Here is a 24,664-nt window from a genome sequence, read left to right as displayed (position 1 = left end):
CGTTTACGCATTTCGCATTCCATTGTTTATATAGATAAAAAATTTAATGGCATTAAATTTGCTTAAACGCGTTTGGTTTTCACGTCCTTGCAGAGGTAGACAAAATGAAGAAAGTTCATCGCCAACTGATTACCGCCTTCACTCTCGTAGCTTCGGCAGCGTCTGTTCAGGCTGCTGATCGTTGCCAGTCCTTGGTAGGTGCTGTCCGTCTTGACCTCGACACCACTTGTAAAGTGGCTGAAGAGTATCCAGGTCACGCCTTTCTGCGCGCACCAGGTACCTGCTTCAAGACCACAGTGACCGGGCTCGGCAATGGTTTTTCCGGGTTGACCGCAGAAACGGTATTCGGCGCTGACCAGAATCACACCATGACACCTGGCTCGGCTAATGAACAACAAGTCCCCCCCGTTCCCGATGGCAGCGCCGTACCTTATACCCGTCGTTTCATTACGGGCCGTACGATCATCAAATCTGGGGATAGTGCCCTGTATGGTGCTGATGCAGGCGTAACCGGCGCAAAAGGCTCGACCGAGCAGATCCTGCTGGTTGGCGGAACTGGTAAATTCAAAGGTGCGTCAGGCTACATCTACGCCTTTGGCAATTACATCGGCAACTGGGGTGTTTATGTAGGCGAGCTGTGCCGCCCGAGCTGATTCTATCTACCCTGTTGATGGATAAGACCATGCCCAGCGACGTACGCTTCCGGCATGGTTTTTGGGAAAAGCGGCTGAAAAACCAGAGGCAGATCAGGACTGCCGAATTGCCCGATACTGCTGCTCCAGACCCTGTCGCAGCTGCTTTCGAATTTTAGCTGCCTCAAAACGACGCACCTGATCTGGAGACGTCAGCGACAATTGTGGCACAGCCATCGGCTTACCATTACCGTCAACCGCCACCATGGTGAAATAGCAACTATTGGTATGACGTACACTATGCGCCTGGATGTGCTCGGCAATCACCTTGATACCGACCTCCATTGAGGTGGTACCCGCATAATTGATCGAGGCCAGAAAAGTGACCAGCTCACCGACATGGATGGGTTGCCGGAACATCACCTGATCCACCGACAACGTCACCACATAACAGCCTGAGTAGCGGCTTGCGCAGGCATATGCCACCTGATCCAGCAGTTTCAAGATGGTACCGCCATGCACATTGCCGGAAAAATTGGCCATATCTGGCGTCATCAACACCGACATTGAAAGTTCGTGATCAGGTAAGTTCATGAGTTGGGTAATGACTGTTTGATGGTATGCCAATCATAGGGTAAAGGCTGACTGTGCCACACCCCTTTTTCTGCCAACAGGCGATCCAGCATCTTGAAACGCTCCTCACTTGCCGGGTGACTGGACAACAGTGCTGGCATGCCGCTTTCCGCTTGGCTCAGCTTCCGGAAAAAACTCAGCATGCCATGTGGTGCAATCCCGGCACGTTGCAAGGCCTCCAACCCGTAGCGATCCGCTTCATGCTCCTGATCGCGACCAAAACCCAGCTGCGCCAAACTACCCGCCGCCTCGGTGACCACCGCGCCACTCCAATCTCCGATAGCAGCTGACAGCAATGTTGTAATGCCTAATTGATGTACCATCGCGCGTAGCGAATGCCGACGTTCAATGTGTTGTACTTCATGTGCCAACACACCAGCCAATTCTTCGGCCGATTCCGCCTTGGCCAGCAAACCGGCATACACGACAATCGTACCACCGGGTACCGCGAAGGCATTGACCTCTTTCGAATCCGCCACCAGAAAGCGATAGCGATACGCTGAGCCCGCAGACAGGCGCTGCCCTATAGCCTGCACTACAGCCACAGCAGGCCCTTGCTCAATCAGCGTCAATGTCGGCCGATGCACAGCAAAGATCGCTTCGCCCAACTGCATTTCACGCTCGACAGGGATCTGGTCTGCCACCCATCCAGCAATCCGCTCGGACTGCCAAATGAATGTCGCCAGCAATAATAATGGGAGCAACACGATCAACCCAGCCAATGCCCAAGCAACCCCTGTCATGCGTCGACGATGTCGCTGTACCCTGGTCATTGCCGTCACTTGTGCTTGCAAGCCAACTGGCGGTGCATGACACAATTCCGCCAAAAGCTGCGGATCATCCAGGTGCACTACCCAATTTTTCTCGCCCTGCTTCCATGAGAATTGCCAAGCCTCAAGATGAAACCCTGCAATCTTCAGGGTGACTATCGCCCAGGGTACCGGCGACATTTCCGGTAACAGCAAGTGAGTTTGATTGACTATCAGCGCCATGCGGGCGCCACCCGCCGGCAATCCGGGGCCGAACACCAATGCACTACATGTTTTCGACGACATGGCGGTACTTTCCTCCACCAACTTGCCAACATTCAGACAACAAAAAGCGGGTACATCTGCACCCGCTTTTGCATACATCTGGGGTATTCCGACAACCATCAATCAGTTGTCGTCCCCTCCAAAAATACCACCCAATACGCCACCACCCAGCACCGAGCCTTGCTCCTGACTGGTGCCACCAGCTGCAGGAGCAGCCATGACAATCCGGTTCGCCAACTTTGATAGCGGTAGCGATTGCAGCCACACCTTACCCGGACCAGTCAACGTCGCGAAGAACATACCTTCACCACCAAACAAGGCACTCTTGATCTTGCCGACAAATTGAATGTCAAAATCCACGGTTGGCTGAAATGCGACGACACAACCAGTATCGATACGCAAACGCTCGCCAGGCGCCAGTTGACGCTCGCAAATCGTACCACCAGCATGGACGAATGCCAGTCCATCGCCTTCCAGTTTCTGCATGATGAAGCCCTCGCCACCAAACAGGCCTGCACCCAGCTTGCGCTGGAATGCAATACCCATCGATACGCCTTTGGCTGCACACAGGAATGAATCTTTCTGGCAGATCAACGTACCGCCCACATCCGGCAGATGAACCGGGATGATCTTACCAGGGTAAGGCGCTGCGAACGCGACCCGACGCTTGGCCTGACCTTCGTTGTGGAATACAGTGGTGAACAACGACTCACCCGTCAACAGACGCTTGCCCGCACCCAGTAATTTGCCCATGAAACCCGATTGCTGGGCAGAACCATCACCAAAGATGGTATCCATCTCGATACCGTCTTCCATGTACATCATGACGCCAGGCTCTCCAATCGCCGCCTCGCCCGGGTCCAGCTCCACCTCGACATATTGCATGTCATCGCCGAACACCTGATAGTCAATCACATCCATTGCCATGGTATTTCGCTCCTGATTTTCAACAAATAAACTGCTCGGGCGTGATCATCATTGACCATCACCCGCCGCTGCCATAGCGGTCATCGCGCATATTGCAGCAAATTCGGACATTTACCAAGCCCATACAGTCACTGACATACCGACCAAAGCAAAGCCAGTGCTATCCCACAGCACTATTTTGCAAAAGCACGCCTATAATGGCACCAGCACATTGTTCATTCGGTTTGCATGCCATGTTCATCTCTTCCCACACAGCACACTTGTCCGTTCTGATCCTGGCCAGCCAGGCAGATGCCCAACCTCTTGTCAGCCTGCTGACACCGCATGGCCATCATGTCCGCCACACGGACGACAGCACACACGCCATTACCATTGCGGAGGAGCTGATTCCCGACCTGATTCTGGTCGATGGTGATTTGACTGGCGACGACTTGGCCAGCACAATCGACGCCATGCGCCCCACCCCCAGCCACCTGCAGCCATTGGTCACCGGCTTGGCAAACGATGAGGCGGGATTGAGCAGATTGGTTGCGGCAGGCTGCGATGATGTACTCGTCAAGCCCATCCTCAATGAACTGTTGATCGCGAAAGCCCAGTGGCTGTATACCGCCCGACCGCGCATGGGCCGCAGTGCTACATTGGTTGCTGATCGCGCCCATGGCGGACTGGACCCAGTTACCGGCCTGCCCAATCGGTTTTTATTCGACGACCGCTTAACCCATGCCATCTATCGAGCTCGTCGTGATTTGTTCAAGCTGGCTTTATTGTTGCTGGATCTAGACGGTTTCAAGCATATTCATGACCGTTTTGGCGATGAAGCTACGGAGCTGGCCTTGCGAGAGATTGGTGGCCGCTTGCTGACTGCCTTGCGCAAAACCGACACCGTTGCCCGTATTGGCCATGACAAGTTCGCGATTCTGCTTGAACAAACCGACAAGCAGGACGATATCGCCATGCTGGCAAAACGCTTGATTGATCGGGTCAATTTGCCCGTCGATTTTGCCGGTGTACCCATCACGCTAGGTGCCAGCATCGGTATTGCATTATTCCCACTGGATGGCAGCGAAGTCGAACCGCTCCATAAGGCCGTCGATCTGGCCATGTATAAAGCGAAACAAAGTGGCAAGAATACTTATGCCTTCATCAGCGAACGACATGAACAGGACATCTGCATGTTGAATCCATCCTGACCTTCACCCGGAAGACGCATTTCATTCAAGAAAAATTGAATGCCAGCTGACACCAGCCACCGCGGTAGATCTCGATGTTGCCTTTACTCACAGTATGAACCGATTCCAGGCACAAACACGGGGGCAACCCTGCTTTTTCGATCAAGCACCTGTCCGTTTACGGAACCACCCCGTCAAGCTCATCCTCGGCTGATATGCAGGTAACACTTCGTGAAAAAAATCGGCGGCCAGAAAGGTCACCAAGGTACCGGCGCGAGGTTCAACGTCGATGTAACGGCTGTCATTCTGCTCATCCAGATAAATGCGCAACTCCCCCCCATCACCAAACTGCCAATCAGCATTGAGATACAGGATGGTGGTTACCAGTCGTTGCCCGGTCCCACGGAAGTTATCGACATGGCGCTTGTAAAATGCCCCGGGTGGATACAAGGCAAAATGCGTCTCCAATTCGAACAAGCCCAGATACAACCCCGCATTCAATGCCTGACGCAACCCCTCCATCTGTATCAGATAAGCTGCCTGGGGTGGTGTAACGTGCTGCTCATTCACCCAGCAAACGTGGTCAGCACGAATGTCGGTCACAACCTGCTGCGCATCCCCTCGCCCGACGGCTGCCGCATGAAATCGGCCTGCCTGCCACCCTTGTCGACAATCGGCTGCCAAAGCGGCCACTTCATACGCGGGCATTGCATCAGGGACAATGCTATACCCTTCACTTGCCAAATTATCGACGATATACCCCAGTAACTCTGGTGAAAAGGCCATGATAAGTCAGCGGCGGCGAAACACCAGATCCCACACGCCATGGCCCAACTTCAGACCACGATGCTCGAATTTGGTCTGTGGACGATAGGCAGGTTTCTCCGCAAAACTTTCGGCCGTATTGATCAGATCCGGGTTAGCCGTCAGCACTTCCAGCATCTGATTGGCATAGTCCTCCCAATCGGTTGCCATATGAATGTAGGCGCCTGACTTGAGCTTCCTGACAATCCGCTCTACAAAAGCCGGCTGTACCAAACGGCGCTTGTTATGCCGCTTTTTATGCCATGGATCTGGAAAGAACAGATGAAAACCATCCAGGCAACCATCAGCCAACATATTGTCGACCACTTCTACAGCATCGTGACGCATGACACGGATGTTCTGAATGCCGCGCTCGGCAATCAACTTCAACATGTTCCCGACACCAGGACCATGCACTTCGATACCCAGAAAATCCACCTCTGGCATGACTTGGGCAATATCAGCCGTTGCCCCACCCATCCCGAAGCCAATTTCCAGCACTTTGGGCGCCGGCCGGCCAAAAACCATATTCAAATCCAAAAAAACAGGCTGATATGGCACCCCCCACTTGGGCATACCAGCTTCAATGGCCCGCTCCTGAGCGGCGGACAAATGCCCCTGGCGCAATACAAAGCTGCGAATAGGCCGGAGTTTCAGGTCTTCTGGATTGGTGTAAACGTCGTCGGACATGATAGTGGTCACTACAGGAATATGCAGCAGGACAAATATCCTGCCAACTTAATGAAAATTGAGAAAAATCAGGGCTTCCCGATCAAGCCACTCATTGGCGAACTCGGATCTGCACTATAGAGCTTTTTCGGCATACGACCAGCCAGAAACGCCTCACGGCCAGCCTCGACCGCTTTTTTCATAGCACTGGCCATCAGCACTGGCTGCTTGGCATGAGCAATCGCGGTATTCATCAGCACACCGTCGCAACCCAGCTCCATCGCAATCGCCGCGTCAGATGCCGTTCCTACACCCGCATCCACCAGGACTGGCACTTTACTCTGTTCGATGATCAGACGCAGATTCCACGGATTGAGAATTCCCATGCCAGATCCGATCAGGCTCGCCAACGGCATGATGGCACAACAACCTATGTCTTCCAATTGCTTGGCAATGATCGGGTCGTCCGAGGTATAAACCATCACGTCAAAGCCATCACGCACCAACGTTTCCGCTGCTTTCAACGTTTCCATCACGTTCGGAAACAAGGTGGCGGGATCCCCCAACACCTCCAATTTGACCAGTTTATGGCCGTCCAGCAGCTCACGGGCCAAGCGCAATGTGCGCACCGCATCGTCAGCGTTATAGCAACCCGCAGTATTGGGCAGAATGGTGTATTTCGACGGTGGCACCGCATCCAGCAGATTGGGCTGGCCGGGGTCTTGTCCGATATTCACGCGACGAATGGCAACCGTAACGATATCTGCGCCACTGGCTTCAATGGCAGCATGGGTTTCGTCGAAATCCTTGTACTTGCCAGTCCCGACCAGCAAACGGGAAGAATAGGCCTTGCCTGCAATATTGAGAGTGTCCATGGGATATGCCTGAACAAAATAAGCGGTTAGAAGAATTCAGAGAGATACAACGAAGGACATGTGACAAGCCACGTAAATCAGCCGCCCCCTACTGCCACCACGATTTCCAGCGTGTCGCCATGAGCGATGGCAACAGAATCAAATTGGCTACGTGGCACAATATCGCCATTGCGTTCTACTGCAACACGTTTTCCTGTCAGCTCCAGCACTGCCAGCACTGCCGAGATCGGCATAGCGGCTGTAAACTGGCGCGACTTGCCATTAATCATGACTTCAATCACGGTCTTCACACTATCAAGCAAGAAAAAGGTCGCCATTGTACCACCTGGGGGCGGTCAAGCTGATGTGGCCCGCATCCGATTGATACGCACCACCACCTGAAGTTGACGCAACGCTTTCATCACCTTCGCCAAATGCTGCCGATGCTCGACCTGCAAAGTGAAATTCAGCGTGGTATACGCACTCTGGTTGGGTTCATCTTCCATGTGCACATTCTGAATATTGGCATGTTCGTCAGCAATAGTGGAGGCAATCTGCGCGAGTGCACCTCGCTCATGTACCGCCAACACTTTGACAGCCACATCAAACATGCGCTTGACCGCCGGATCCCATTGCACATCCAGCATCTTGTCGGGATCGGGACGGCTCTTCTGCAATACCGGGCAATCATGGGTATGCACCACCAACCCTTGCCCCTTCTTGACGACACCAATAATCGGGTCACCCGGAATCGGATTGCAACACGGCGCAAACTGCACAGCCATGCCCTCCGTACCATAAATGGTAATCGGATCAGGCTTTTGCTCCTCATTCGGCATTTGGCCGGATATCTGCAGCAATCGCCGCGCGACCACCACTGGCAATCGCTTGCCCAGGCCAATATCCGACAGGATTTCCTGCCGGGAGCGATCACCTGACTCCTTCAGGAATCTTTCCCACAACACATCGTCAACTTCCACATGCTCGGTTTTCAAGGCATGTAGCGACTGATTCAACAAACGCTCACCCAGTGCAACCGATTCCTCATAACGCATGGTCTTCAGGAAATGCCGAATATGAGAGCGCGCCTTGCCTGTAGCCACAAAATTGAGCCAGGATGGATTGGGCCTTGCCGTGCTGGCAGTAATAATTTCAACGCGATCACCGTTGCGCAGAATGGTACGCAATGGCATCAACTCGTAATTGATCTTGGCCGCAATGCAGCGATTACCAATATCGGTATGTACTGCATATGCGAAATCAACTGCAGTTGCCCCTTGCGGCATAGCCATGATCTTGCCTTTGGGCGTAAATACATAAACTTCGTCCGGAAACAGATCGACCTTGATGTGCTCAAGAAACTCAACCGAGTCGCCGCTTTCCGACTGAATCTCCAGCAAGCTTTTCAGCCATTGATGAGTCTTTTGCTGTACCTCATTGATGCTGACATTGCCGGATTTATAGATCCAGTGTGAAGCGACACCGGCTTCAGCCAACTTGTGCATTTCCTGCGTGCGGATCTGGATCTCGACCGGGGTACCGTAAGGACCAAACAGCGTGGTATGCAAGCTCTGATATCCATTGGCTTTCGGAATGGCAATGTAATCCTTGAACTTACCAGGAATCGGCTTATAAAGACCATGCAACGCTCCAAGCGCCAGATAACAGGAAGGCACATCTTTGACAATGACCCTGAAGCCATAGATATCCAGCACTTCTGAGAAGGTCAGGTGCTTTTCCTGCATTTTCTGGTAAATCGAGAACAAATGCTTTTCCCGGCCCGAGATATTCGCTTCCAAACCAGCATCCGCCAATTTATTGCGAACCGCATCGGCAATCTTGGTCACCACTTCACGGCGATTGCCACGTGCCGCGCGCATCGCCTTCGATAACACTGTATAACGGTGCGGGTGCACGTAGCGGAAACTGAGATCTTCCAGCTCTTGATAGACGCTATTCAGACCAATGCGGTTAGCGATGGGCGCATAGATCTCCATCGTTTCGCGAGCGATACGCTTTTGTTTGTCCGGATTCATCGAATCCAGCGTGCGCATATTGTGCAGGCGATCGGCCAGCTTGATCAGAATGACGCGGATATCTCGCGCCATGGCCAGCAACATCTTGCGGAAATTCTCTGCCTGCGCGTCTTCTTTGGTCTGGAATTCCAGCCGTTCCAACTTCGACAGGCCATCCACCAAATCCGCCACCGGGCGGCCAAAATGTTCGGCAATCTCCAACTTGGTGACGCCGGTATCCTCCATCACGTCGTGCATCAAGGCTGCACACAACGCCTGGGAATCCAGAAACCATTCCGACAAGATGCCAGCAACAGCGATCGGGTGAGTAATGTAAGGTTCACCGCTCTTGCGGAATTGGCCAGTATGGGCCTTGGCTGCAAAGCGATAGGCCACCTCAAGCAAGGTGACCTCATCTGGCTTCAGATAACCTGAAACCTTGGCCAACAGGGCCTGGGCTTCAGGCAATAGCGGATCCAGGTCGGGATTGCCAACCGAGGGGCGTTTGGACGGGATCGTCGATTGCGCACCCAGCATGCTCCACTCCGCTATTCAACAATACAATCAGGCTTGACCGCGGTTCATGATCTCCGAACCGACATGCCCAGCAGCGATTTCACGTAGTGCCAACACAGTCACCTTGTCGCGACCCGGCTCAACAAATGGTGTCGCACCATTGGCAAGCTGACGGGCACGATAAGTTGCCGCCAGCGTCAGATCAAAGCGGTTGGAAATCTTGTGTAAGCAATCATCAACAGTAATTCGGGCCATGATTTATTCCTGAATAGAAACAATAAGGTTACAAAGGAAAATGCGATTGAAACAGGTGAATGAAACATTTGCCCGTCAGTTAAAACGAGCCACCCTTCAATTGTGTAAACAGTGCACTGTAGCGCGCTACCTGATTCAGCAGACGCAGACGTTGCGCGTGAACAATAGCTATCAAATCAGCCAAAGCCACATCCAGCGACTCGTTCACCACCACATAGTCAAACTCATCGACATGAGAGATATCGTCACGCGCCGCCGCCAAGCGGCGCTGGATGGTTTCTTCCGAATCCTTGCCACGCCCACGTAAACGGCTCTCCAGTGCCGTCAGCGACGGTGGCAGTATGAAGATACCAACGGCATCTTCGAATAACTTGCGTACCTGCAGCGCGCCCTGCCAGTCGATCTCAAGCAGAATATCGTTACCCATTGCCAATTGTTCGGCAATCCAGCGCTGCGAAGTACCGTAATAATTACCATAGACCTCGGCGCTTTCCAGGAATTCGCCTTGGTTGGTCATTGCCTGAAACACGTCTCGTGAGACAAAATGGTAGTGCTGTCCGTTCACCTCCCCCTCGCGGGGTGTACGAGTAGTGTAGGAAACAGACAACTTCACGTGCGGATCAGCATCCAGCAACGCATTGACCAAAGTGGTCTTACCAGCACCGGAAGGTGCCACAACGATAAAAATTGTACCTTGTTGCATAGTGGATTTCGTGGCGGAATGGCTTGGCATTCCTGATGTCTTCAATAATTCAATGTATCACAAACCCGCGCTGTCGGTACTCAAAGCCACCATGTCACCGCACAGGAACATGCATCCAACCAACAGATGAAACAGCCAGCACGCATGATGAACCCGTTACGATCATTCGATATTCTGAATCTGTTCGCGCATCTGCTCGATCAACACTTTCAGCTCCATCGACGTTTGCGACACTTCTGCTGACACGGATTTCGAGCCAAGTGTATTGGCTTCGCGATTCAGTTCCTGCATCAGAAAATCCAGACGTTTACCCACCGTACCGCCAGCTTTCAGAATGCGTCGCAGCTCACCCAGGTGCGTGCGTAGTCGGGAGATCTCTTCGTCCACATCAATTTTTTGCGCAAAAAGGGCAAATTCCTGGCGAATGCGATCATCTTCACCATTGACCATTGCTTCTTTCAGGCGCAGGCTTATCTTTTCCTGATAGGCAGCCAACAAGGCTGGTATCTTGGGTTCAACTTCCGTGACCAGCACCTCAATCCGATCTACTCGTTGCAAAATCATCTCGGCCAGCTTGCCACCCTCGCGACGACGACTGGCAGTAAAATCCTCCAACGCCTGGGCCAACATTTCGAGCACGGTCTGCTGCAGCAATTCTGCCGGTACATCCTGGGTTTCCAGCACCCCAGGCCAGCGTAACAGCTCACCCATTTTCAGATCGCCGGAATCCGGAAAAACCTGGCGAACCTGCTTGGTCAGTGCAGCCAATTGTTCCAGCATGACCTGGTTCAGTGACAATGTCGTCTGGGCTCCGGTTTGTACATTCAACTGAATGCGACAATCCACCTTGCCTCGCGACAAGCGGCCAGATATCTGTTCCCGCATTTGCGGTTCGATGATCCGCAGCTCGTCAGGCATGCGGAACTGGGCTTCAAGATAACGATGGTTGACGGCCCGCAAATCGAGGGTAAGCGACACGCCGCCGAGTTCACGGCTGGCATTTGCAAAGCCTGTCATGCTAAAAATCATGTAGTTGCTCCAATCATTAGGCCGTCCCGACAAAACAGTCGGTAGAAATATTAGCGGTTTCTTAACTTTAGTATCTTTACTTCGAAGCAGAGAGCCGAGAAAATGACTGTCTGGTTTTTTAGAACTATACCATATACAAATATCAGCGATGGCTAATCAATCCAACCGGCCCCTACCCCGCGGCTATCAGTTGCTGAATTACACCATCGTCAAGCAGCTCTCAGCCGGTGGTTTCAGCTTGGTTTATCTTGCTCATGACGAGAACGACCGCCCAGTCGCGATCAAGGAGTACCTGCCCAGCTCACTGGTGCTACGTACCGATGGTGACAAAATTGTAGCGACTGACCCCGATAAGCTCGCTACATTTCGCTTTGGCCTGAAGTGTTTTTTTGAGGAAGGCAAGACGCTGGCACATATTCAGCACCCTAATGTCGTACGGGTATTGAATTTTTTCCGTGCCAACGAAACGGTTTACATGGTGATGGAATACGAGCGTGGCCGAACGTTGCAGCGGGAAATCCAGTTACACCAGTCGGTTCGTGAGGACATTATCCGCCATGTGTTCTATCACATGTTGAATGGCCTGCGCGAAGTGCATCTCAACAAATTGCTACACTTGGATATCAAACCGGCAAACATCTACATCCGCCGTGACGGCAGCCCTGTCCTATTGGATTTCGGTTCAGCACGCCAGACCCTGTCCAATGAAGTCAAACGCTTCACGCCGATGTATACCCCCGGTTTTGCAGCGCCCGAGCAGTACAAGAATCGCGAGAATCTGGGTCCATGGACGGACATTTACGCGGTAGGCGCCAGCATTTTTGCCTGCATGGCTGGGTTCGCCCCTCAGGCAGCCGATTCCCGTGTCGAAGAAGACAAACTGGTATCGGCCAAAAAGTTATGGAAAGGCAAATATAGTGACGAGCTGCTGGATATTGTCGACTGGTGTCTGCACCTTAACCATCTTGACCGTCCACAAAGCGTACATGCGCTGCAGAAGGCCTTGTCATTCAAGCCACAACAACACCAGGAGCCCCCGAAAGCCGGGATTTTGAACAATCTGAAGATGACATTGGCCCGCATCCGCAAGACCTGACGACTGTTATGCCATTTAACGGTTAACAGCGTTTCATGCCCAACGGAAAGCAGCTATACTTATCCAAACAACATATTACTCAATTGAAATGAAGTTCTCGATCTATCAGGAAAGCCGGCGCGGCGCGCGCAAGTATAACCAGGATCGCATCGGCTATTCTTATAGTCGGGATGCGTTGTTATTGGTTGTCGCAGACGGGATGGGGGGCCACTTGCATGGTGAGGTGGCATCGCAGATCACCATCGAACTCCTGGCCGAATTGTTTCAGAAAAGGGCACGGCCGGTGGTACCGGCCCCATTGGCCTTTTTGCAGGAAGCGCTGACCAAGGCCCATGACGCCATCCTGAATTACTCGACCAACCACAATCTGCTGGAAACACCTCGTACCACCTGTATTGCCTGCTTGGTACAAGACAGTACCGCCTATTGGGCACATGCCGGTGACTCCAGGTTGTATCACTTCCGGGATGGCAAAATCCTGAGCCATACCCGTGATCATTCCAAGGTTCAGCAGATGGTGGAAAACGGCCTGCTGACAGAGGCCGAAGCCATGCGTCATCCCGAACGCAACAAGATCTACAGCTGTCTTGGCGGCATGATCCCACCGGAAATAGAGTTTGGCGGCAAAGTACCATTGAATGAAGGTGACTCGCTTGTCCTGTGTACCGATGGCTTCTGGGGCCCTTTGCCAGCAGATGAAATGTGTGCATTTTTCGGCAATTATCCCGTTTTGTATGCACTGCCACAATTGATGGATCGCGCCGAAATGCGAGGTGGCAAACATGGCGACAACCTGTCGGTACTTGGCATTACCTGGCTTGAAGAAGACACCGTCGCCGACACCAAGAATGCCGTTCATACCAAGACCTTGCCACTGGATGGATTCACCACTCGCGTGAAGGAACTGGATGCCGACCGAACCCTGAAGGATGACAAGGGTGTGTCGGAAATGGACATTGAAGCTGCAATTGAAGAGATCAAGGCAACAATCGCCAAGTATTCCAAGTAATCCCAGCCTGATGTTCACCTTACAACGCCCCTTGATGGGGCGTTGTGCTTTCAGCGACAAAGCGTTGACCAAGCTGCACGTCATGTCTATTTTCGCCGATAATGCGCCTTTACCACCTTTGAGGCTTTCAAGATGCGCCCCAGCAACCGTGAACCCCATCAACTCCGCCCAGTCCGTATCACTCGTCATTACACAAAACATGCCGAAGGTTCGGTACTGGTTGAATTTGGCGACACCAAGGTCATCTGCACAGTCAGCGTGGAAGAAAGCGTCCCGCCATTTTTGCGTGACAAGAATCAGGGCTGGATGACCGCCGAATACGGCATGCTACCCCGCTCCACCAATAGCCGCATGAAGCGCGAGGCCAGCAGCGGCAAGCAGACTGGCCGTACTCAGGAAATTCAACGCTTGATTGGGCGTGCCTTGCGAGCGGTCGTGGATCTGGAGAAGCTCGGGGCACGGACTTTGCAGATCGACTGCGATGTCATCCAGGCTGATGGCGGTACCCGTACTGCCAGTATTACTGGTGCCTTTGTCGCCGCACAGGATGCCATCAACAAGCTGATCGCGGCAGGCAAGCTGACGCAATCACCGATTCGAGATCACGTGGCTGCAGTCTCAGTCGGCATTTACCAAGGTAAACCTGTGCTGGATCTGGATTACATCGAAGATTCCGATTGTGAAACCGATATGAATGTAGTGATGACCGGTGATGGCCGTTTTGTCGAGGTACAAGGCACAGCTGAGGGCGAACCATTCAACCGGGATGAAATGAACGCCATGCTGGCACTGGCCGATAATGGTATTCGCGAACTGATTGCCTTGCAGCAAGCAGCGTTGGCCAGCTGATCACGCTACTTGGGTTCGACATGAATGGTGACGACCACATTGGACAGGGCCTTTGCCAGCTCGTTCTCTAATTGGTCGCACCAGCCATGCGCGACACTCACCGGGACATTGCCCGGTACCCGTAACTTGAAATCGATAAAACGGCGAGCACCGGCCTTGCGGGTCTTTAGGTCTGTATAGCTGGATTCGACAGGCATGGCAGCCTCCAGTAAAGCACGTATCTGCGACAGTTCGTCAGCAGGCAACGTCGCATCCATCAAACCATTCATTGAGCGACGCAATAAATCCACCCCGGTCAGAATGATGTTCAAAGCCACCAAAATGGCGATGATCGGGTCCAGAATCAACCAACTGGGTGGTGCAAACAGCAAAATCGCCAGCCCAGCCACCACACCAATCGATGTCCAGACATCGGTCAACAAATGCTTGGCATCGGCTTCCAGCGTAATGCTGTCATGGCGACGCGCGGCCCGTAGCAGCAGCCAAGCCACTACACCATTCACACCCGACGCCAACACCGAAATAACCAGCCCCGTCCCCAGATCGGTTACCGGCGTCGGATGCCATAGCCGTCGGATCGCTTCATAGATAATGGTTACCGCAGCCAACAGTATCAGTCCCCCCTCAACCCCACTGGAGAAATATTCTGCCTTGTCATGCCCATAGGGATGTCCCTCATCCGCAGGGATAGCCACCACAGTCAACACGATCAGTGCCACGACCGCCGCAGCCAGATTCACAAAGGATTCCATGGCATCTGAATACAAACTGACGGACCCAGTAGCGAGATAAGCCGTGAATTTCAGTGCCAAGGTGATCAATGCGGCCAGGATCGATAACAGCGCCATCCGCTGTGGTGGGGTCAAGAGCATACAGTCAGGTCCGTAATCATATCGGGATGATAGTCGATCAAATGCAGACTATGCTTAAGAACCTGTTCGATGTCTTATTGCGCAACCGCTATCGGGGCTCATGTGCTGCTCAACATCCTCGTGCGTCACACATACATTCCAGTTTTTTGCGCTGAGCTCACCTTACTGGTGACCGCTCATCATTGACCTTGAACAGCTTCCAGGTACTGCCTAATCAGCATATCCCAATGCGGCCTGCTTGATCTGGAACACGGTCATGCCTTCTCCTCACTTTGTCACCTCCCCAAACTATTGGCATTTCTGGTTGCTGGTCACAGGCGGGCTGACTGGCATTGTCCTGTTGCAACAGCAAGCCGTACTACCAAGCCGCTGGGCCATCATGGCACTACCACCTTTGCTGTTGCTGATTATGCAGGTATCCCGTCGATTACCCGGGCTGGCTTGGTTACTGAGCAGCGTGTTGCTGGGGTTTTGTTGGGCAGCCGCGCTGGCACATTGGCGCATGGCTGATCACTTGCCCGCCGATTGGGAAGGCAAGGCAATTGAAATGCAAGTGACAGTAGTGGCACTGCCAGATACCACGCAAGGTGGATTGAGACTACAAGTGCGTACCGATCAGGTTCTGACTCAGGGTGCGATTGTTCCAGCCCGGCTGCAGCTATCGGTTTATGGTGACGAAACCGAGCTCCCCAGATTCGAGCCCGGGCAACGCTGGCAGGTTGGCGTCAAGCTACGGCGTCCTCATGGCAACGCCAATCCGCATGGTTTTGACTTTGAAGCCTGGCTGCTGGAACAACATATTCGTGCCACCGGTAGCATACGCCACTACCAACAGTTACCAGACGGCACCAATTCACCAATGATCTGGATTCATCAACTGCGACAGGCACTGCGGACCCGTATGCAAACTACATTAGGCCCCCGCCCTTACGCCGGGGTCTTGGTGGCCTTGGTCATGGGTGATCAACGCAGCATTCCGCAACCGCAATGGGAAATCTTCAATCGAACCGGTGTCACACATCTGGTCTCCATCTCCGGTCTGCATATCACCTTGATTGCCGGTCTGGTTGGTGGACTGGTCGGCAAGCTGTGGCGACACTCTCCATTATCACGCAGTTGGCCTGCCCGTAAGGCTGCCATAGCGGCTGGCGTGATCGCTGCATTGTTTTATGCGTTGCTGGGCGGGTTTTCTGTACCAACCCAACGCACGCTATGGATGCTGGTGGTCGCTGCCATCATGTTGTGGCGTGGTCGATCCTATCCGATCAGTGTGATCTGGCTGCTAGCCCTCTCGATCTGCCTGCTGCTAGACCCTTGGGCAGTACTGGCCCCAGGATTTTGGCTTTCATTCGGCGCAGTAGGCTTCATTGTGTGGGTATCGGCCAATCGATTAGCCAGACCACATTGGCTGAAAGAATGGACTCGCGTTCAATGGGCCGTGACCTTGGGGCTGGCCCCGGCATTACTGGGTTATTTTGCACAGCTACCTTTGCTCTCCCCGATTGCCAATGCCTTTGCGATCCCCCTAGTCAGTATGGTCATTACCCCTTTGGCCCTCCTAGGTAGCCTGATCACGCCATTGCTACCCCTCGCACATTGGGTGCTGACGCCGTGCATGCAAGCACTGACAGAGCTCGCACAATTACCAGGCAGCATGTGGAACCAAGCCATTCCGCCACTTTGGGCCATTTGCCTGGCGCTACCCGGCTTGGCTTGGTGCCTGTTACCACGTGGCTGGCCAAATCGCTGGCAGGGTAGCTTGCTGATGCTGCCCCTACTGACGCAAATACCGATCAGGCCGGCAGCCGAAAGCTTTCGAATCATGTTCATCGATGTAGGGCAAGGCCTGGCGGTATGGGTACAAACTGCCAAACATGATTTACTTTACGATACGGGCCCACGCTTTCAAACACGTTTTTTCAACAAGCAAGGGGCGCAACCTGCACCGATCAAGTCAGATAGCGTCGTGATTCCAGATGCAGGTAATCGGGTGATCGTACCGCTGCTTCGGGCAGCTGGTATATCGCAACTTCATGGCATGGTACTCAGTCATGATGATCTGGATCACACCGGCGGGGCCGACTCCGTCATGCAAGCTTACCCACCCGGATGGCTATTGGGCAGCCTACCGGACGGCCATACCCTGGCTCATCAAGCCAAACGCTTCATTCCCTGCCAGCAAGGCTTGCAATGGCAATGGGATGCCGTTTCCTTCATGGTATTGGCCCCGGACCCAGCCACCGCGGCGGACATCACCATCAAAGACAATGAGAAAAGTTGCGTCCTACGTATTGCCGGGCCATTTGGCAGCGTTTTGCTGACCGGAGACTTGGAACGACAAGGGGAAATGAGTCTGGTTACATCCGGCCTGCCATTACAGTCCACCATCCTCGCGGCACCACATCATGGCAGCAATACCTCATCAACAGCCGATTTCATTGCTGCGGTAGCGCCACGCTATGCCATCATCAGTGCTGGCTATCAGAACCGCTTTGGTCACCCGACGGCAAAAGTGCTGTCCCGCTATCGCGAAGCCCATAGCATTATTGCCCGGAACGATCTGGATGGCGCAATTTCACTGGAAATCGGACCTGCCGGCATCAAACTCATGCGATACCGGCAGACTCGACAACGTTATTGGGACGAGACCAACCAACCTTGAAGTGACTCGTCCCAAACAGGATATCGCGCTATGGTTTGATGACCAGGAAGGCTGCACTCACCGCCCCCCAGGTACCGGTTGTATCACGCGACCGGACATACACCAGATGCTTGCCCACCGACAAGCCGGCCGTATTGATCACCCCCTTGATGTCTTCCGACTTTTCATCGAATACACCATCCGTAGCAACAAGTGGCAATGCTACTCCGGCCTTCCAGGGCGGTACATCAATATAGTACTCAGCCGCTGCAACATTATGTGTAGGCTCGACACCATTGCTATTGTTGAAGCGTGTATCCGTCACTACCGCCGCCAATGGTACTGGTGTACCTGCCGTCACCCCCGTAGTGGAAGCCGTACCAGCCAAGCTGATGCTGGTCACATCCGGGCCACCCGGCGTAATGTAAGGAGTACGGACCACCTTGGCTGCATAAATCAGGGCATTCAAGTTTCGGGGCTTGATGGTCGAGTTATAGGTACTGCAACTCTGGAAAAATGCTGTCCCCAACTCGAAGGTATAAGCTGCTACACCCAGTTCGCCATAGCTGACACCGTCACTGGTACCATCGGTCGGGTACAACCCGATGGACTGCTGCGGGGTGTAGCCATTGAAATAGGCAAACTTGCGGCCCAGTGTACGCAGGGCGTTGCCATTAGGTGCCGGATTGTTGGTATTGCCCCATGGCCATAGCACCAGCTCGCTATAGCTGTGAATATCCAGGTGAATACCACTGGTGTCGGCAGGAGCCGGGTCCCCCGGGTTAGGCCCACGACGATCTGGCCAGATTGCCCGTACATAGCCTTCTATGGCCTTGATTTCCGGCTCGGAACCGGCCGACGGCCCCCGATAGGTCAGATTGCATGGGTTGCCGCTGGAGCCTTGCCCATTGGTACTGTTCCAGCCATAAGTGAAGTTTCGGTTCAAATCTGCACCACGACTGTTGCTGGCCGCGCCGCAATAGGCCTGATTGGTGTTCTTGCGCCAAGACAACCCTGTTTCAGCTTTCTTGCGACCATCCGGGTTGGTATGCAGCATCAGGTGTACTTCATGGTTGTCCAGAATCCAGGTTGCATCGGCATTGACCCCATAACCGTCCAGCAGCCAGCGGGCAAATGATAGAACCAACGGTGCCGTGGTGTATTCACGAGCATGAATGGCAGCATTGATGAACAATTTCGGTTTCGGGGTGGTGATCAGCTTGTTGGTCAGCTTCAGGACACGAATATCATAGCCACCCAAGCCCTTGGTTTTCTGCCAGGAATCACCCACATCCGTCCAGGTAGCCAGATTGGGTTTGGTGACAGTAAACCCCTGTGCAGCCGCATAGGTCTCTTCCACTGTCTCGTAGCAACTGTAGCCAGGGATGGCCGTCAGCTCGACATCCGCTGCCATCGGGTCGATCGCACGACGCTTGGCCTGAATCTGTTGCAGTTGATCGAGAATCTGATTGCGTTGGGCAATGAACTCCGTCGCCGGTTCAAACCGGAAACCGAATTGGGACAACTTGTCCAACTCCTGCTGGTCCAATTCCAGGATCAGGTAACCCTTATCGTAATGTGACTCCAGCATCTGCTCATGAAAAGAGATGGCGGCCTTACGCGCGATCTCCTGGCTCGGGAAATAAGCCTTGTAGATGTTGTTGTTTGCCTTCTCCTGCTCCAGCAGCTGGAGGGTTTCCGGACCATGACTCGGCGCTGCAACGGCAATCGGTCCCAGCGCGACGTTCGTAAACATGACGAACCCGCATAGGGTTAGAGCCCTTTTCATGCGTATCTCCTTAGTTGATCGAGAAAACAACATTGCACTCCGTAGCGACTGCAGTGCCCTTGTGAAGCCAGCAGATCGCGGGCCATACTTTCACCACCTTTCCCTACAAGGACTGCTTAGGATGACCACCTCCTCTTTCTGGTTGAACACACTGTTGAAGTCCGCTGTCACAGCCAGCCTGTTGCTGGTCATGACCGGGCAGACAGCCAGCGCCACATCTGACCAATCGATTGCACAAACTGCCGCAGACTTTCGTCAACTGCGTACAGTGCAAGGCCACTTCAGCGGAGGAAACTGGATACCCGACGTCGATCAGTGGCAGGGACGAAAACATCGTGCCATGCAGACACTGGCTGGGTATGTGCTACAGAAACGATTGGATACGACACAAACGCGACAGCTCATGGGTAAGCCGGACGACACCATACAAGCTGACCACCCACGTTATCCTGAGATACGTGACCATACCGAGTGGCAAGGCGCACCTGCAGGCCAGTACTGGCTATACCAGTGGCGTGGTGGCCACGATCAGCTGGTCATAGCAATCAAACGCGGGCGGGTGACCGCCACCGGGTGGCTGAATGCCTGGGAATGAACAACACAACTGTCGCCGCTACATCCTAGGCACAGCACAGCCAGCTTTATGCAGAAACAATGAACTTGCCATATTAGGGCGGTAGCACATCTCACCCAGGGCTGCGCTGACAAGAAACATGCTTAAAATTGATTATTTGAATGTAAATAACTATCGACAAGCCAATGACGATAATCATCTTTTATATAGGATATCCTACTGCTGATTGGTACGATTGGCCACTAATTTGACGGTAGCTTTCACTTGATTGCCTACCCCTTGGTATTCGACCGCATCAAAACTCAACATCCGGGCCATGGAGATCCCTCTCCCATGTGGATCGAACGCCCGTTCCGGTGCAAAGTCGAGAAAAGGCTGCCAGTCGAAACCTTGCCCCTGATCGGTAATGACGATGTGCAATGCATCGTCATTACGGGCGACCTCGACAGTCACATGTTTGTCTGCATATTCCGGTCGAGCCAATCGCGCATCCACCTCTTGCCGCCAGCGGTTGGCATGCATCAAGGTCGACTTCTCCTGATAGGTGATCGCCAAATTTCCATGTTCGACCGCATTGATCAGCAGTTCCGACAGACCCAAGGCAGTCTTTTCTGGCTGTGGGCACATGGAAGACAACAAAGCCGTCAGATTATGTGCCTCATCAATGGTTCGAAACACGAAGCTGCCCGAGGTCAGCAGTGCCAGCGTGTTTCGTTGGCGAGACAACTCCTGGATCAGCGCACGCTGCTCACGACGGTCACGGATGGCAGCCGCCACGATCGCCAACAATGTTTCGCGCTCAAAGGGCTTGGTCAGATAATAGTACGCACCTGCCAGCAACCCTTCACGCACCGAGTCCGGTGCCCCCATCGCGGTCTGCATGACCACCGGCAAGGTTTCAAAACGGGTTTCGGCCTTGATCTTGGTCAGCAGTTCCATACCATTCATGCGTGGCATCATGCGGTCCAGCAATACCGCGTCGAACTCCTGGTCGTCCTGTTGCAATGCTTCCCAAGCTGCCATCCCATCTTCCGCAGCCGATACCTGATAGCCCGCGTCTTCCAGATATTCCGTCAGGATTTCGAGATTGAAGGGTTCATCGTCGACAATCAGCAAATGGCCGTTACTGTTATTTTCCATCGTTACCTCGGTAAGAATCGGGGAGAACAAACGAGAAGCTCACCCCGCCATCACTATGATTGCGCGCCGTGATCTCGCCACCATGCGCATGGGCGATTTCACGACAGATCGCCAGCCCCAGACCGGTACCACCAGCACCAGTTTTGGTCTGGCTGCTTTGAATGAATTTATCGAAGATACGGTCGATTTCCTGATCTGGCACACCTGGGCCCCAGTCCCGCACCGTCACCCGCAATGCCATCTTGTTGTACCACGGCTCTCGACCACATTGCACATCGATCTTGCTGTTGGGCGGACTGAATTTGATTGCGTTGGACAGCAGGTTGCGTACCACTTGGCTAATACGCAAGGTATCGAAATCCCCCCAAGTATCGCCCCGAATCTGCAATGTGATATCCAGATGCTTGTCGGCAGCCAACTGGTGTAGTTCATCCATCGCCTCTTCGATCACGGGCACCACATCACGTCGGTCGAAACGGTATTCCATTTTGCCGGCTTCCAGTTTGGACAAATCCAGCAGATCATTGAGAATGGACAACAACCGTTTGCCACTTTGCCGGATACGGTCGAAATAATGTGCCAGCTTCTCACGTGTAGCCGTGTCCGACTTGGACAAACCCATGTCGGCAAAACCCAGAATGGCATGCATTGGCGTGCGCAGCTCATGTGACATGTTGGCCAGAAACTCGGACTTGGCCCGGTTGGCGGATTCGGCAATTTCCTTGGCCTCAGTCAACGCCTGCTCGGTGATCTTTCGCTCGGTAATATCCTGGAATACCCACACCGACGATCCCAGTGGGTTGGCTGGATCAATCGCCTTACCATACATTTCGCACCAGAAGTGTTCACCGTTGGCATCCACGAACTTGACCTCTTCGTGAAACACATCACCCCGCCCCAAGGATGGGTAAATACGCTGCCCCAACGCCAAATAGCTAGCATCATCAGGGTAGATCACCCGCGTACGTTGCCCCATGAAATCGACGGCAGAGCGCTTGAACAGATCCTCCATGGCGCGATTGACATCCACAAAGGTACGTTGCGCCAGGCGCGCCATGGCCAAAGGCGTGGTATCCAACATGGCCTGCAGTTCGGAGGTCCGTTCCGTGACCATTTCCGCCAAATGGTCGCGATGGCGGATCAATTCAGCCTCAGTCCGCTTTCGCTCGGTAATATCGCGCAGAATCAACAAGCATTCGGTTGGCCCGTAAGGTGCGATGCGGGCATCGAAAGTCATGCCAGCGGCTCCAACCAGCATGCCAAATTCCAGCTGCTTGATCTGTCGTACCCTGGCAGCCTGCTCGATAAAACTGCGGATTCGTTGTGCAACCTCCTCTGGTAGAACTTGATCCAACGGGTGACCGATCAAGGAAACAGAAAACAGGTTGGTCAGCCGCTCGTCTGGGCTACGGCAATCCAATACCACGCCATCCATATCCAAACGAATTGTTGTATCAGGCAACGCGGCCAGAATGGCCCGGGTTTTCTGTTCGGACTGCCTGACAGCCTCTTCGACCTGCTTACGCTCGGTCACATCCAGAAGCGACCCGGTCAAGCCTGGTCGATTGGCGTAGGTAATACGTTGCATGGTCAGCAGCCCGACAAACCGGGTACCATCGGCACGCACGCAGGCAACCTCTACCGGCAACACATGATTGGACGAAGCATATGCAGCATCGCTCTGTTCGCGGAAAATGTCTTGCGATTCCGATGCCAGCAGGCTCAGCGGTTGCAACTGCTGCATATGCTCACGTTTCATGCGGAAGTAACGAGCGAAAGTCGGATTGACATATTGCAGGGCATCATCCTGCAATACATAAATACCGATATAGGCAGCATCCAGAATCGCACGGTGCTTGTATTCGCTCTCAAACAACAAACGCTCGGCTTTTTTGCGCTCCGTGATTTCTCGACCAGTGGCCACAAAATAGCGTGTACCGGCTAGCTCGGCTACATTCACGGTCAGTTCCAACGGGAACAATTCACCATTGCCACGTAGTGCCAGCAATTCTCTGGTCTGTCCTACGCCGTCTACCAAAGATTCCAGAACCTGTTGTGCGGCGCCTTCGTGCCGCATTGTTTCCGGCAGTAGGATGGATACATGACCGCCAATCACATGATCGTGCAGATGGCCGAACATCTTTTCCGCCGCGGGATTGAACAATTCTACAGTGCCAAGCCGATCAAACAGCACAATGGCATCGCTGGAGGCATCCAGTATCGTTCGCATCCGGGCTTCGCTGGCCCGCAGAGCTGTTTCGGTCTGTTCGCGCTGCTGCAGCAATACCCTTAACGCTTCGTTGGATTCGGCCGCGCGTTTGAGCCGCTCCCCAGTGACCTGTACTGCCTCGAATCCGCGGTATTGCGCACCAATCACCAGCAACATAGCCAGGGCTGTCAACGCGAATCCGATCAATAAACGTGACCAGATCATGTCCATATCCGGTCGTACCACCCCTTCCAGATACACGGACCAACGCCGGCCCGCAAAATCCAGATCACGCTGGAAACGGACACTTTGTGGCGAGCTCAGAACATGGCTGGCCAGTTCCGCGTCGCTGAGCGGGTACAAACGTCGCCCCATTCGGGGATCACTGGAATCAACCACGGTCACTACGAAGCGATCATGCGTCACGCCGCCATCAGAGATGGACGACAACAACTTGTCGACATCCAGCAACATCATCACAAAGCCATCGGCCGGCTGTTGTGCGTCACGCTGCACAGGCGTGATCAACGCAACCAGCGTCCGAGGGATACCCGCCACATCCAGTTGGAACGGTGGGGTAATCAGCGGCCCGCCCTGAGACAACGCATCGGCAAAACTACGGCGCAGTTGAGGCATGCCGACGATATCGGTACCAACTGGGATCCCGACCAGCGGATAGGCGTACTGCAAAGGGTAATAATAGGGTCGGCTGTTGATGATCTGGGCCCAGGGGAAGCGGGTCCCTTTCAACTCCGGTACGCCTTCCGACACAGCGTCAAAACGTTGCTGAAACGTAGTCACCTGATCGTTGCGTACTCGGGAAACCATGCCGATCATCACCGCCCCTCGGGGCATCTTGCCAAGCGCTGTAGCATAAGCATTGAACTGGCGGAAATGTGGGAAAGCATCAACGGTGAAGAAAGCCGAAAATTGCCGACTGTACGAGACAACCCGAGCCAGTTCGGCGCTCAATGCGTCCAATCGAGCGTTGGATTTGAGCCTTGCCTGCTCACGTGCGGCCCGCTCGGCATCCATGCCGGTTTGCCATGCAGACACGGCGGTCAGCCCCAACCCGACCACCAAAACAATCCATTTCAACGAAGGACGGATGGTCAGTGCACGCAGCAGCCGTGATAGCGCCAGCCGGAATTTGCTGACGAGTCGTACATCAGTCGTCATGATCTATCGGTTGCCTGTCGCAACCGGCGTACCATACCCCCGCCACCATCTATGGACGGAATCGTG

The 24,664-nt window shown here is 53.6% G+C and carries 22 protein-coding genes; 7 read left to right on the top strand and 15 right to left on the bottom strand.

Annotated elements, in window-relative coordinates; all coding sequences use genetic code 11:
* Positions 1 to 104: 104 nt before the first annotated feature.
* Complete coding sequence (locus tag FFS57_RS14750; protein ID WP_137938575.1) at positions 105 to 653, top strand: hypothetical protein; 549 nt, start codon at positions 105 to 107, stop codon at positions 651 to 653.
* 93 nt (positions 654 to 746) lie between these two features.
* Here FFS57_RS14750 and FFS57_RS14745 read toward each other — a convergent pair whose 3' ends face one another.
* Genes FFS57_RS14745 through FFS57_RS14735 form a run of 3 tightly spaced genes read right to left on the bottom strand, consistent with a single transcriptional unit; the run spans position 747 to position 3,226 of the window.
* A complete protein-coding gene (locus tag FFS57_RS14745; RefSeq protein WP_137938574.1) occupies positions 747 to 1,226 on the bottom strand; it encodes an acyl-CoA thioesterase in 480 nt (159 codons plus the stop codon).
* Positions 1,223 to 2,398: a M48 family metallopeptidase gene (locus FFS57_RS14740; protein WP_171013966.1), complete on the bottom strand. Its 1,176-nt coding sequence runs from the start codon at positions 2,396 to 2,398 to the stop codon at positions 1,223 to 1,225. Before FFS57_RS14740 ends, FFS57_RS14745 begins: the two co-directional genes overlap by 4 nt.
* A 24-nt stretch (positions 2,399 to 2,422) precedes the next feature.
* The gene (locus FFS57_RS14735) at positions 2,423 to 3,226 is read right to left on the bottom strand and encodes a TIGR00266 family protein (protein ID WP_137938572.1); all 804 of its coding nucleotides are present in this window, start codon (positions 3,224 to 3,226) and stop codon (positions 2,423 to 2,425) included.
* Between the two features lie 233 nt (positions 3,227 to 3,459).
* On the opposite strand from FFS57_RS14735, the gene FFS57_RS14730 reads away from it, so the two are divergent.
* Positions 3,460 to 4,416 carry a GGDEF domain-containing response regulator gene (locus tag FFS57_RS14730; protein WP_171013965.1) on the top strand — a complete coding sequence of 319 codons (957 nt, stop codon included), beginning with the start codon at positions 3,460 to 3,462 and terminating at the stop codon, positions 4,414 to 4,416.
* A 141-nt stretch (positions 4,417 to 4,557) separates the two neighbouring features.
* Here FFS57_RS14730 and FFS57_RS14725 read toward each other — a convergent pair whose 3' ends face one another.
* The 8 genes from FFS57_RS14725 to FFS57_RS14690 form a co-directional block, all read right to left on the bottom strand.
* The gene (locus tag FFS57_RS14725) at positions 4,558 to 5,181 is read right to left on the bottom strand and encodes a 2OG-Fe(II) oxygenase (RefSeq protein WP_137938570.1); all 624 of its coding nucleotides are present in this window, start codon (positions 5,179 to 5,181) and stop codon (positions 4,558 to 4,560) included.
* A gap of 6 nt (positions 5,182 to 5,187) precedes the next feature.
* Positions 5,188 to 5,889, bottom strand: coding sequence for a tRNA (guanosine(46)-N7)-methyltransferase TrmB (gene trmB / locus FFS57_RS14720; protein ID WP_137938569.1), 702 nt, complete (start codon positions 5,887 to 5,889; stop codon positions 5,188 to 5,190).
* A gap of 68 nt (positions 5,890 to 5,957) precedes the next feature.
* A complete protein-coding gene (locus FFS57_RS14715; RefSeq protein WP_137938568.1) occupies positions 5,958 to 6,743 on the bottom strand; it encodes a thiazole synthase in 786 nt (261 codons plus the stop codon).
* A gap of 77 nt (positions 6,744 to 6,820) precedes the next feature.
* On the bottom strand, positions 6,821 to 7,060 hold the full coding sequence (gene thiS, locus FFS57_RS14710; RefSeq protein WP_249384008.1) for a sulfur carrier protein ThiS: 240 nt from the start codon (positions 7,058 to 7,060) through the stop codon (positions 6,821 to 6,823).
* An 18-nt stretch (positions 7,061 to 7,078) separates the two neighbouring features.
* Complete coding sequence (locus tag FFS57_RS14705; protein ID WP_137938567.1) at positions 7,079 to 9,274, bottom strand: RelA/SpoT family protein; 2,196 nt, start codon at positions 9,272 to 9,274, stop codon at positions 7,079 to 7,081.
* Positions 9,275 to 9,301: 27 nt separating this feature from the next.
* Positions 9,302 to 9,508, bottom strand: a complete 207-nt coding sequence (gene rpoZ / locus FFS57_RS14700) for a DNA-directed RNA polymerase subunit omega (RefSeq protein ID WP_137938566.1) — start codon at positions 9,506 to 9,508, stop codon at positions 9,302 to 9,304.
* Between the two features lie 79 nt (positions 9,509 to 9,587).
* Positions 9,588 to 10,211 carry a guanylate kinase gene (gene gmk, locus FFS57_RS14695; protein ID WP_137938565.1) on the bottom strand — a complete coding sequence of 208 codons (624 nt, stop codon included), beginning with the start codon at positions 10,209 to 10,211 and terminating at the stop codon, positions 9,588 to 9,590.
* A gap of 162 nt (positions 10,212 to 10,373) precedes the next feature.
* Entirely contained in the window at positions 10,374 to 11,240 is an 867-nt protein-coding gene (locus FFS57_RS14690; protein ID WP_137938564.1) for a YicC/YloC family endoribonuclease, read from the bottom strand.
* A 148-nt stretch (positions 11,241 to 11,388) separates the two neighbouring features.
* On the opposite strand from FFS57_RS14690, the gene FFS57_RS14685 reads away from it, so the two are divergent.
* The 3 genes from FFS57_RS14685 (at position 11,389) to rph (ending at position 14,194) form a co-directional block, all read left to right on the top strand.
* The gene (locus FFS57_RS14685) at positions 11,389 to 12,336 is read left to right on the top strand and encodes a serine/threonine protein kinase (protein ID WP_137938563.1); all 948 of its coding nucleotides are present in this window, start codon (positions 11,389 to 11,391) and stop codon (positions 12,334 to 12,336) included.
* Between the two features lie 88 nt (positions 12,337 to 12,424).
* Positions 12,425 to 13,345, top strand: coding sequence for a PP2C family protein-serine/threonine phosphatase (locus FFS57_RS14680; protein ID WP_137938562.1), 921 nt, complete (start codon positions 12,425 to 12,427; stop codon positions 13,343 to 13,345).
* 132 nt (positions 13,346 to 13,477) lie between these two features.
* Positions 13,478 to 14,194, top strand: coding sequence for a ribonuclease PH (gene rph, locus FFS57_RS14675; protein ID WP_137938561.1), 717 nt, complete (start codon positions 13,478 to 13,480; stop codon positions 14,192 to 14,194).
* Positions 14,195 to 14,199: 5 nt separating this feature from the next.
* Here rph and FFS57_RS14670 read toward each other — a convergent pair whose 3' ends face one another.
* Positions 14,200 to 15,066 (bottom strand): cation diffusion facilitator family transporter, encoded by an 867-nt coding sequence (locus tag FFS57_RS14670; protein ID WP_249384007.1) that lies wholly within the window; start codon positions 15,064 to 15,066, stop codon positions 14,200 to 14,202.
* Between the two features lie 256 nt (positions 15,067 to 15,322).
* Here FFS57_RS14670 and FFS57_RS14665 point away from each other — a divergent pair, with 256 nt between their 5' ends.
* The gene (locus FFS57_RS14665; protein ID WP_137938560.1) at positions 15,323 to 17,728 is read left to right on the top strand and encodes a DNA internalization-related competence protein ComEC/Rec2; all 2,406 of its coding nucleotides are present in this window, start codon (positions 15,323 to 15,325) and stop codon (positions 17,726 to 17,728) included.
* Positions 17,729 to 17,756: 28 nt separating this feature from the next.
* Here FFS57_RS14665 and FFS57_RS14660 read toward each other — a convergent pair whose 3' ends face one another.
* Positions 17,757 to 19,496, bottom strand: a complete 1,740-nt coding sequence (locus FFS57_RS14660) for a M14 family metallopeptidase (RefSeq protein ID WP_137938559.1) — start codon at positions 19,494 to 19,496, stop codon at positions 17,757 to 17,759.
* Positions 19,497 to 19,617: 121 nt separating this feature from the next.
* On the opposite strand from FFS57_RS14660, the gene FFS57_RS14655 reads away from it, so the two are divergent.
* On the top strand, positions 19,618 to 20,091 hold the full coding sequence (locus tag FFS57_RS14655; protein WP_137938558.1) for a hypothetical protein: 474 nt from the start codon (positions 19,618 to 19,620) through the stop codon (positions 20,089 to 20,091).
* A 195-nt stretch (positions 20,092 to 20,286) separates the two neighbouring features.
* On the opposite strand, the gene FFS57_RS14650 is transcribed toward FFS57_RS14655, so the two are convergent.
* Together FFS57_RS14650 and FFS57_RS14645 are read right to left on the bottom strand one after the other, a co-directional pair.
* Positions 20,287 to 21,210 (bottom strand): ATP-binding response regulator, encoded by a 924-nt coding sequence (locus tag FFS57_RS14650; RefSeq protein ID WP_137938557.1) that lies wholly within the window; start codon positions 21,208 to 21,210, stop codon positions 20,287 to 20,289.
* A complete protein-coding gene (locus FFS57_RS14645) occupies positions 21,200 to 24,598 on the bottom strand; it encodes a PAS domain S-box protein (RefSeq protein WP_137938556.1) in 3,399 nt (1,132 codons plus the stop codon). Before FFS57_RS14645 ends, FFS57_RS14650 begins: the two co-directional genes overlap by 11 nt.
* Positions 24,599 to 24,664 lie beyond the last annotated feature (66 nt).

Origin of the sequence: Chitinivorax sp. B (genome assembly GCF_005503445.1) — a bacterium.
GTDB lineage: Bacteria > Pseudomonadota > Gammaproteobacteria > Burkholderiales > SCOH01 > Chitinivorax.
This window is presented reverse-complemented; position numbering and strand designations above follow the sequence as displayed.

Bases quoted from the DNA above. Each gene is read 5' to 3' on its own strand.
- trmB (WP_137938569.1), bottom strand. From the start codon at position 5,889: ATGTCCGACGACGTTTACACCAATCCAGAAGACCTGAAACTCCGGCCT.
- FFS57_RS14730 (WP_171013965.1), top strand. From the start codon at position 3,460: ATGTTCATCTCTTCCCACACAGCACACTTGTCCGTTCTGATCCTGGCC.
- FFS57_RS14655 (WP_137938558.1), top strand. From the start codon at position 19,618: ATGACCACCTCCTCTTTCTGGTTGAACACACTGTTGAAGTCCGCTGTC.
- FFS57_RS14705 (WP_137938567.1), bottom strand. From the start codon at position 9,274: ATGCTGGGTGCGCAATCGACGATCCCGTCCAAACGCCCCTCGGTTGGC.
- FFS57_RS14685 (WP_137938563.1), top strand. From the start codon at position 11,389: ATGGCTAATCAATCCAACCGGCCCCTACCCCGCGGCTATCAGTTGCTG.
- FFS57_RS14745 (WP_137938574.1), bottom strand. From the start codon at position 1,226: ATGAACTTACCTGATCACGAACTTTCAATGTCGGTGTTGATGACGCCA.
- thiS (WP_249384008.1), bottom strand. From the start codon at position 7,060: ATGGCGACCTTTTTCTTGCTTGATAGTGTGAAGACCGTGATTGAAGTC.
- rph (WP_137938561.1), top strand. From the start codon at position 13,478: ATGCGCCCCAGCAACCGTGAACCCCATCAACTCCGCCCAGTCCGTATC.
- FFS57_RS14735 (WP_137938572.1), bottom strand. From the start codon at position 3,226: ATGGCAATGGATGTGATTGACTATCAGGTGTTCGGCGATGACATGCAA.
- FFS57_RS14725 (WP_137938570.1), bottom strand. From the start codon at position 5,181: ATGGCCTTTTCACCAGAGTTACTGGGGTATATCGTCGATAATTTGGCA.
- FFS57_RS14680 (WP_137938562.1), top strand. From the start codon at position 12,425: ATGAAGTTCTCGATCTATCAGGAAAGCCGGCGCGGCGCGCGCAAGTAT.
- gmk (WP_137938565.1), bottom strand. From the start codon at position 10,211: ATGCAACAAGGTACAATTTTTATCGTTGTGGCACCTTCCGGTGCTGGT.
- FFS57_RS14660 (WP_137938559.1), bottom strand. From the start codon at position 19,496: ATGAAAAGGGCTCTAACCCTATGCGGGTTCGTCATGTTTACGAACGTC.
- FFS57_RS14665 (WP_137938560.1), top strand. From the start codon at position 15,323: ATGCCTTCTCCTCACTTTGTCACCTCCCCAAACTATTGGCATTTCTGG.
- FFS57_RS14750 (WP_137938575.1), top strand. From the start codon at position 105: ATGAAGAAAGTTCATCGCCAACTGATTACCGCCTTCACTCTCGTAGCT.
- rpoZ (WP_137938566.1), bottom strand. From the start codon at position 9,508: ATGGCCCGAATTACTGTTGATGATTGCTTACACAAGATTTCCAACCGC.
- FFS57_RS14670 (WP_249384007.1), bottom strand. From the start codon at position 15,066: ATGCTCTTGACCCCACCACAGCGGATGGCGCTGTTATCGATCCTGGCC.
- FFS57_RS14650 (WP_137938557.1), bottom strand. From the start codon at position 21,210: ATGGAAAATAACAGTAACGGCCATTTGCTGATTGTCGACGATGAACCC.
- FFS57_RS14645 (WP_137938556.1), bottom strand. From the start codon at position 24,598: ATGACGACTGATGTACGACTCGTCAGCAAATTCCGGCTGGCGCTATCA.
- FFS57_RS14690 (WP_137938564.1), bottom strand. From the start codon at position 11,240: ATGATTTTTAGCATGACAGGCTTTGCAAATGCCAGCCGTGAACTCGGC.
- FFS57_RS14715 (WP_137938568.1), bottom strand. From the start codon at position 6,743: ATGGACACTCTCAATATTGCAGGCAAGGCCTATTCTTCCCGTTTGCTG.
- FFS57_RS14740 (WP_171013966.1), bottom strand. From the start codon at position 2,398: ATGTATGCAAAAGCGGGTGCAGATGTACCCGCTTTTTGTTGTCTGAAT.